Source organism: [Limnothrix rosea] IAM M-220, from assembly GCF_001904615.1.
GTDB lineage: Bacteria > Cyanobacteriota > Cyanobacteriia > Cyanobacteriales > MRBY01 > MRBY01.
Genome location: NZ_MRBY01000047.1, coordinates 22,478 through 29,487, shown reverse-complemented (window position 1 = coordinate 29,487; position 7,010 = coordinate 22,478). Strand labels below are relative to the sequence as shown.

Genomic DNA, 7,010 nt, shown 5'->3' with positions numbered 1-7,010 from the left:
CGTGTCTCCTTTTCTCTAAAGAATTTTGGCTACATTCTTATCCATAACTGACGTTAAAGATAGATTTTGTTCACTGGTAGAGGATTGGTGGCAGTTCAGTCAGAGAGTGGTCAGGGCATAGTCATTCTAAATAAGTTTGGTTGGGATTTATCTAGGGTTCACTCCTACTAGAAAAGGCTTTTGAAATTTCTTAAGGTCTCAGTTTTATCCGAAATGACTATATACATATTTTCTTTAGGGGGCTGTGACTTTTTCGCACTCAACTAATTGTTTTTGGGTATGGCTACTCCAACGGAAGGCGATAATGCCGACGAAAATGTTGGATAGTGTTGCGGCAAAAAAAATGCCGGTGATCTCAAAAAAGCGGCTACCAATGTATGCAAGGGGTATGTAAAAAACAAACATCCGCAGGGTGGTCATTGTAATGGCTGGTGTTGGTTTGCCGAGGGCATTAAAGGCTGAGCTGGCGACTTGGATAATGCCGCCTGCGCCATAGGTGATCGGTACTAACCATAGATATTTTGAGGCGACTTCGATGACTTCGTTGTTGTTATTAAAGAGTGTGGCGAGTTGTGAACCGAAAATAGCGAGGGCGATCGCCATACAGATTCCCCACCCCAAACAAAAAATATAGCTTTGTCTTAATGCTTCTGCGACTCGTCCATATTTTTTTGCGCCCCAATTTTGTCCAACGAAGGGGCCAATACTCGCGGAAAGCGCCATCAATGCAATCATTGCAAAGGACTCAATACGTGAAGCAATGCCAAAACCAGCCACCGCAACGGCTCCATAGGTAGCAAGAAGACTGGTAATCACCCCAATAGAAATCGGCGTAATCATAGTCGCGCCGGCCGCCGGTAATCCCACGTAGAGAATATCTCGCCAACACCAGAGGGTTTCTTCGAGATTTGGAAAATAGGAAGACAGCATATCTTCTTTAAATTTCAGCACACAGAGTGAAGCAACGAGGGTAATTGCCCGTGCGATGACCGTTGCCCATGCAGCGCCTGCTAGTCCTAATTCGGGAAAACCCGCTACCCCAAAAATCAAAAAAGGATCGAGCAAGATATTTAATCCTGCCGCAAACATCATTATTAGACTCGGCGTTACTGTATCCCCTGCTGCCCGAATAGCACTATTACCAATCATGGGAATGACGAGAAAGACAATCCCGAAATACCAAATTTGCATGTACTGCTGTACGAAGGGCATTAGGGTTTCATTGGCTCCTAATGCTGTAAATAGTGGCTCAATCGTCAGTAATCCTAGGGAGGCAAGTAATGCCACAGCAACAACACCGAGGGTCAAACTATTCGTCGTAAATCTTTGTACCCGACGGCGATCGCCCTGCCCGATTGCCCGCGCAATAATCGACGAAGCCCCAATGCCCAACCCCATGGCTAGGCTGCCGAGGGTCATCACCACAGGAAAAGTAAAACTCATGGCAGCTAGCTGATTTGTACCGAGCTGCCCCACAAAATAGGTGTCTGCAAGATTAAACGCCACAATTGCGAGAATCCCCCAAACCATCGGTAGAGTAAGCTTCGTAAGCCGCTGGCGGATAGAACCTTCGGTGAGGGATTGTTTCATGGCAAAGTCTGGAGTAACGCGGCAACGCTACCAGTGTGACGGAAAATGTCCCACAACGAAAAAAGTGTAAAGTGTGGCGATCGCCCTTTTCTTTACAACAAAATCACAAACTACTAGTTTATGGTTTTAATAAACAAAAAGTTGTTGACATCTGTGTATTCTGTGTTTATAGTTTGGTTGGTGATAAATTTAAGATGACTTCAACGATTTAGCACCAAATGAGAGTTAGACAAGTTCAAGAACTAGACATTCCAGATTTACCGCAGCGGTTGCACGCGGCGCGGAAGCAATCGGACATGAGTTTGCTGGCAATTTGTCGGAAGCTAGGCGTGAGTTCTACCTACTGGTACAAACTAGAACGCGGTGAAACTAGCACGATCAACTACGATATGTTGGAAAAAATTGCTCAGGTCGTAGATCTTGGCTTCGAAATATCTACCTCTCTTTCTCCCAACTCATTAACATTTACATCTCAGGAGAATGGCATGGATTTTTCCCGCCTAAATTGGATCAAAGTCGTTACACCACCCAAAGACTACGCCTACCACTGGGCTTACAGTCTCGATGAAATTACTAAGGCAATGGCAGGGGGGGCTTTTAATCAGCCGGGCATGGATCCAGCTATCCACCAAGCAAAAAACGAATTTACAGTTTTTCCCTTAGGGTTTAAAGACCAAGGTGCAGAAAAGCCTGAGTGTGGTGATTTAATTGTGCTGACCCAGCGAGCGAAAATCACCCATGTTGTGGCAGTGCTAGATGAAGCTCCTTATGAAAATGGCGGTTGGTGGAACCGTTACGTCAAAATTGTTTGGTGGCAACCACATCTTGACTGGCACAAGGATTTGCCCCACCGTAGCGAAATTTTAGAGTTTGATGTATCGGTACAGAAAAGTATTCCCTATGAATTAGAAGCGTTTCAATCTTTCCATGAGGTGTGGGACGAAAAGGGCGGCTTAAAGGCATGCCAAGAACATGTCAAAAGAAAATTAATAGACATGACTCCATAACTCAGGGATTTAGGCGATCGCCCACACAATAATCGCCCACAAAAAAATCGGGCTACTTAAAATGATTAAGCACCCGACAGCATTATTTGTTTTGACATTTCACCGAAAAAAGTCACGAACAAAAGTTATTCAGAAATAGCCAATTGTGAAAAAAGACTTAGGACATTGACTGGGTAATAAAGTCAAAATAAGGCGCAGCAATATTCGCCTCTTCAATATCGAGGACACCAAGAGCCGCTTCTTTGAGGCAACGAATCGCGTCAACCATACCTGTAACAGGTACATCAAGGGCGTTGTACATTTCTTTGACACCAATCAAACCAATCTTTTCGATGGGGTCCTTGTCGCCAGCAATAACGCCATAGGTGACAAGACGCAAGTACCAACCGTAGTCCCGGAGGCATTGGTTATACCGCTTCGTTGTAGAGGCATTACCGCCAGCTGCACGATATTCGGGGTGGATGGCAAATAGTTTTTTCTGGGCTTCATCAACGATTTTGCTTTCGCTGTCTGCCAATGTTTCGGCGATCCGAAGACGGATTGCACCTGTTTCGAGGAAGCTCTTCATACCGGTCAGCTCACCGCTGCTGGGATAGCGGAGCTCGTCATCGGCTTTTAAGATAACTTGACTAACGACGCTCATATTATTGGGGTTTTAATAAATGGATTCTTGTTTAGTTTAATAGCTTAGACTATTGTCTCACAAGGAATTCAGCCTGCTGCGATCGCCTGTTTTTCTTTAAGAAAAGTAACGTTCTTTGTATGTGAAAGGTCGCGATAAATTTTATTTTTCCGTGGCAATCTGCTCAATAGCCTTGTTCATAATGCTCGAAGGGCTGCTGAATCCAAGGGTTATTTTCGAGATATTCCACAAAATAGTCTGGCTTCACCTGAGAATTTGCCTTGTACCAAAGAACTGCAACTTTCACTTCTGTAATCTCTGGTGCGTAAGCTTTTAACCACTCCATCGTTTTTTCGATACTGACACCCGAATCTACGAGATCATCGACAAGTAACAGGCGATCGCCTAACTTTCCAAAGTTCGTGAGATGTTCGGCAAATTCAATCTTGCCCTGTTGACGATTATCAGAGCCGCCATAGCTTCTGACATTGAGAATGGCGAGGGGCTGATCGAAAATGCGTGCCAAAATATCGCCGACCCGCAAACCACCTTTCGCCAAACACAAAATTTGGTTAAATTCCCATTTTGAAGCTTGAATCTGTGTGGCTAACTTCTCAATAGTTTGGTGATATTCAACCCAGTCAATAACGCGATCAACCATTATTTTATTTGCGACTCCGTTTGCGAGAAGATGTTGGTTTACGGCGGCGTGAAGTAGATTTGCGTTTTGTTTTTTTTTGTTCAAGCAGGCCTGTAAAACCCTTTTTTCTGAATTTTTTAATGGCGGAACTTGTCCAATCACTGACTGAGTGGCTCATCGCCCCGATTTCTAAGCCTGCAAATAGAGCTAAACTTTCTGCCCAATAATGTTGCTGGACTTGTTGGCTGCTAGTAATGAAAAAGGCACGCCAATTCCATTCAAAGCCCCATACTCCCTGGGCGATCGCCACCCCAACAACGCCGACCATTAAAAGAAAAATCGAAAAATAAATAACGCGTAATGTTGTACCCACCAGAAAACCATGGGACAAATTCGAGCGATGGCTTAAGGTTTTTTGGTATGGCAACCAAATCCAGCGCAACATTCCCCAGCGTTTAAACTGCACCGAGTGAATATCGAGATCTGGCCCAAACATTAGGCCACTAAATAAATAGGCTAAACCGGCAATGAGCGTTAGTTCACCATCACGGGTAAGGACATAGGCGATCGCCACCACCCAAGGTAAGCTCCATAGTGTAATGCGGTCATGGGTACGACCAGAAGGCATCGGTTAAAGTACAGCTGAAGATTGAATGAACCACTGCTCATTTTGACGAACTAAACCGTAGCGCACCGTCAGTGCCGAATCATAGGAGCGACCTGCATCTAGCTCGCCGCCGGGGAGGTAATATTGAGCAATTTCTGTGACCTCAGCAACCACCGTTGCCTCATCGGGATTTTCAGGGTCAAACTCCACGTTTGAGATGGTCAACTCATGCTGATATTCACGGTAGTTGCCAGCGGCTTCGACATCCCTCGCGCCATTTACCCAGCGGGACAATAGAGGTTCTGCCAAAATCTCCTGTAGGCCTGATGTATCATGACTTTCACTAAAGGCAAGGGCTTTGCTATCGAGCCATTTCTGGACTAGCTGTTCGGCGATCGCCTCGTTAAATTCCCCTTCAGGTATTTCTTCAGGAACGACTTCGGCTGATTCTTCAATTACAGGAATTGGGATTGGCGGCTCTTCTGTAAGAGAAATTTGTAGGGGATCGGGAATCGTATTGCCACCCCCTAAAGAGGCGATCGCCCGAATAATCAAAATGAGCGCAATGAGCGCACCCACTAAAATCGCAATGCCTTTAAACGGAAAGGGCTTACGTTTTGAAGATTTTCGCTTTTTACTTTTTGCCTTTGTCGGTGATTTTGTCGCTGCTGTCGTTGGTGATTTTGCCGTAGTGCGTGGGGCAATAGGAGCAGCACTAGGGCGAGCTGTAGGCGTTGATTTCGTTGGTGTAGCAGGAGATGCTGTCGCCGCCTGCTTGGCCGCTTCACCAAGCCGACTCATTCTTGCTGGTCTACTGACGGGCAAATCCGTAACAGGCTCAATACGAGTTTGTTCAGCCGGTTTAGCCGATTCATTGGACACAATTGACCAGTCTTTGCTATTGCCATCAGCCGGTAATTTTTCGAGATATTGCTGCACCTGTTCGTCAGCAAAATATTCTGTCAAGGAAACAGACTCGCTATTGAGATCTCGGAAATGGGAAAATACTTCAGTCTTTAGCCATTTTTCGCCGTAGAGACAAAGTCCCGGTAATAAATCTGGCGCATCTTGGGAATTTTCACGAATGTAGGCGATCGCCTCATATTCTTGGCTCAGGGCGAGAGCTTGGTTCGCCTCTTCCGTTTGTCCCAGTAATAGTGCGCAAATAGCCTGCTCTAAATGGACATCTTGGCGCTTACCTAAACGCAATAATTTTTCCTTCGCCCTAACAATGAATTCCGGTTGCCGTGACGAAAAACCACCAGCAAGCAAAGCATAAACAGCCAGATAAGTAGAGACCGCCGACGGACGTTGGGACTCAGCAATAAATAAATCCTGCTGCTCCTTAACCGTCAGATAACTGCGCAGCTGCTGGATGAACCGCAAAAAATCGTCCATGCTCAGGCCCGATTGATCTTCCCCAGCACCATCAATACCACCACGGGCATCCAGCATTACCTGCAACAATTGCAGACCCTTTTTTCGTGATTCCGTCTCAGACTCAGGCTGAGAGAGTAATTCTAAAGCCTGATAGGGACGTAAACGATCTAGATCCCCTTGAATTTCGCCCCGCAAACTCGGAAAAATGCCCGCATCAATTAATAACTTTTGGCCCGTCAGCCCAGAATCAGCCGCCGCCTCATAACGACCCTGTTGCCATTGCTCGCGACTTAACTCCAAATAAGCCAAGGCCAAACAAAGAATTAATTCTGTCTTAACAACTTCCGCTGACCCAAATAGATCTTGCTTAACGAGATTACTTTTCGCCTTTAAATAGGGGGGAACCAGTTTTAAAACGAGCTCATATTCACCGAGTTCTAGTAACAGTAAAATGCCGCCTAGAAAATCAATCTGCTCAATGGCGATCGCCGGACTATGAGTTTCCGCCTCCTCAGCAGCCTCAGTTTCACTACTTTGAAACGGTAATCGTAAACGACTTTGGGACTCTAACTGATAAGTTTCATTTAAAAACTCATTATCATAAACAGCCCGTTTTTCCGGCTGAGAGAGCACTTGATACGACTGCTCAATAATATTAGTGCGCGCCTGAATCGCCAAATCACTGTGCTCACGGCGCGGTAATTGTGCAACGCGATCGCGATAAGCCTGAGTAATTTGGGCTGTGGTCGCCTTAGTGGGAACCCCAAGGATTCGGTAATAGTCGAGCGGAATGCGCACAGTTTACTTTCCTATCAGCAAAAGTCACGTCAATTAAGGTTATATTAACCAAAGAATTTTCACACTAAAAGTTGCAACATTGTTTCGCGGTTTTCCCTTGCATCCTTGATAGCATTCCAGCAAAATAGATGGTCTTGAGATAAACAAAGTTTCCTATAGGTAACTAAATTTCATCACAGATATCAGCTGGCTTCTCTGGAAGTCAGTTTAATTCTAAACTGTAGTTGCAGTTTTCACACAGTCTCTATCAGAAGAACTTCGCAGTACTCCGACCATAGGTGAAAGCTTGCTTGGTGGTGTAGCGAAGCGTAAACACAGCAAATAGTTTACACAATATTTGTTATTATGTAGACACCCTTAACATGA

General features: G+C 45.3%; 6 protein-coding genes. 1 reads left to right on the top strand and 5 read right to left on the bottom strand.

Features of this window, described 5'->3' with window-relative positions; all coding sequences use genetic code 11:
* Positions 1–234: 234 nt before the first annotated feature.
* Positions 235–1,590: an MATE family efflux transporter gene (locus tag NIES208_RS15150; protein WP_075893821.1), complete on the bottom strand. Its 1,356-nt coding sequence runs from the start codon at positions 1,588–1,590 to the stop codon at positions 235–237.
* Between the two features lie 218 nt (positions 1,591–1,808).
* Here NIES208_RS15150 and NIES208_RS15145 point away from each other — a divergent pair, with 218 nt between their 5' ends.
* A complete protein-coding gene (locus tag NIES208_RS15145; RefSeq protein WP_075893820.1) occupies positions 1,809–2,597 on the top strand; it encodes a helix-turn-helix domain-containing protein in 789 nt (262 codons plus the stop codon).
* A gap of 157 nt (positions 2,598–2,754) precedes the next feature.
* Here the strand turns inward: NIES208_RS15145 and NIES208_RS15140 are convergent, their stop codons facing one another.
* The 4 genes from NIES208_RS15140 to NIES208_RS15125 all read right to left on the bottom strand — a co-directional run bounded on the left by NIES208_RS15140 (position 2,755) and on the right by NIES208_RS15125 (position 6,644).
* The gene (locus NIES208_RS15140) at positions 2,755–3,240 is read right to left on the bottom strand and encodes an allophycocyanin subunit alpha-B (protein WP_075893819.1); all 486 of its coding nucleotides are present in this window, start codon (positions 3,238–3,240) and stop codon (positions 2,755–2,757) included.
* Positions 3,241–3,403: 163 nt separating this feature from the next.
* Complete coding sequence (locus NIES208_RS15135; protein WP_075893818.1) at positions 3,404–3,880, bottom strand: phosphoribosyltransferase; 477 nt, start codon at positions 3,878–3,880, stop codon at positions 3,404–3,406.
* Between the two features lie 4 nt (positions 3,881–3,884).
* A complete protein-coding gene (locus NIES208_RS15130; protein WP_075893817.1) occupies positions 3,885–4,487 on the bottom strand; it encodes a metal-binding protein in 603 nt (200 codons plus the stop codon).
* 3 nt (positions 4,488–4,490) lie between these two features.
* A complete protein-coding gene (locus NIES208_RS15125) occupies positions 4,491–6,644 on the bottom strand; it encodes an IMS domain-containing protein (protein ID WP_075893816.1) in 2,154 nt (717 codons plus the stop codon).
* Positions 6,645–7,010 lie beyond the last annotated feature (366 nt).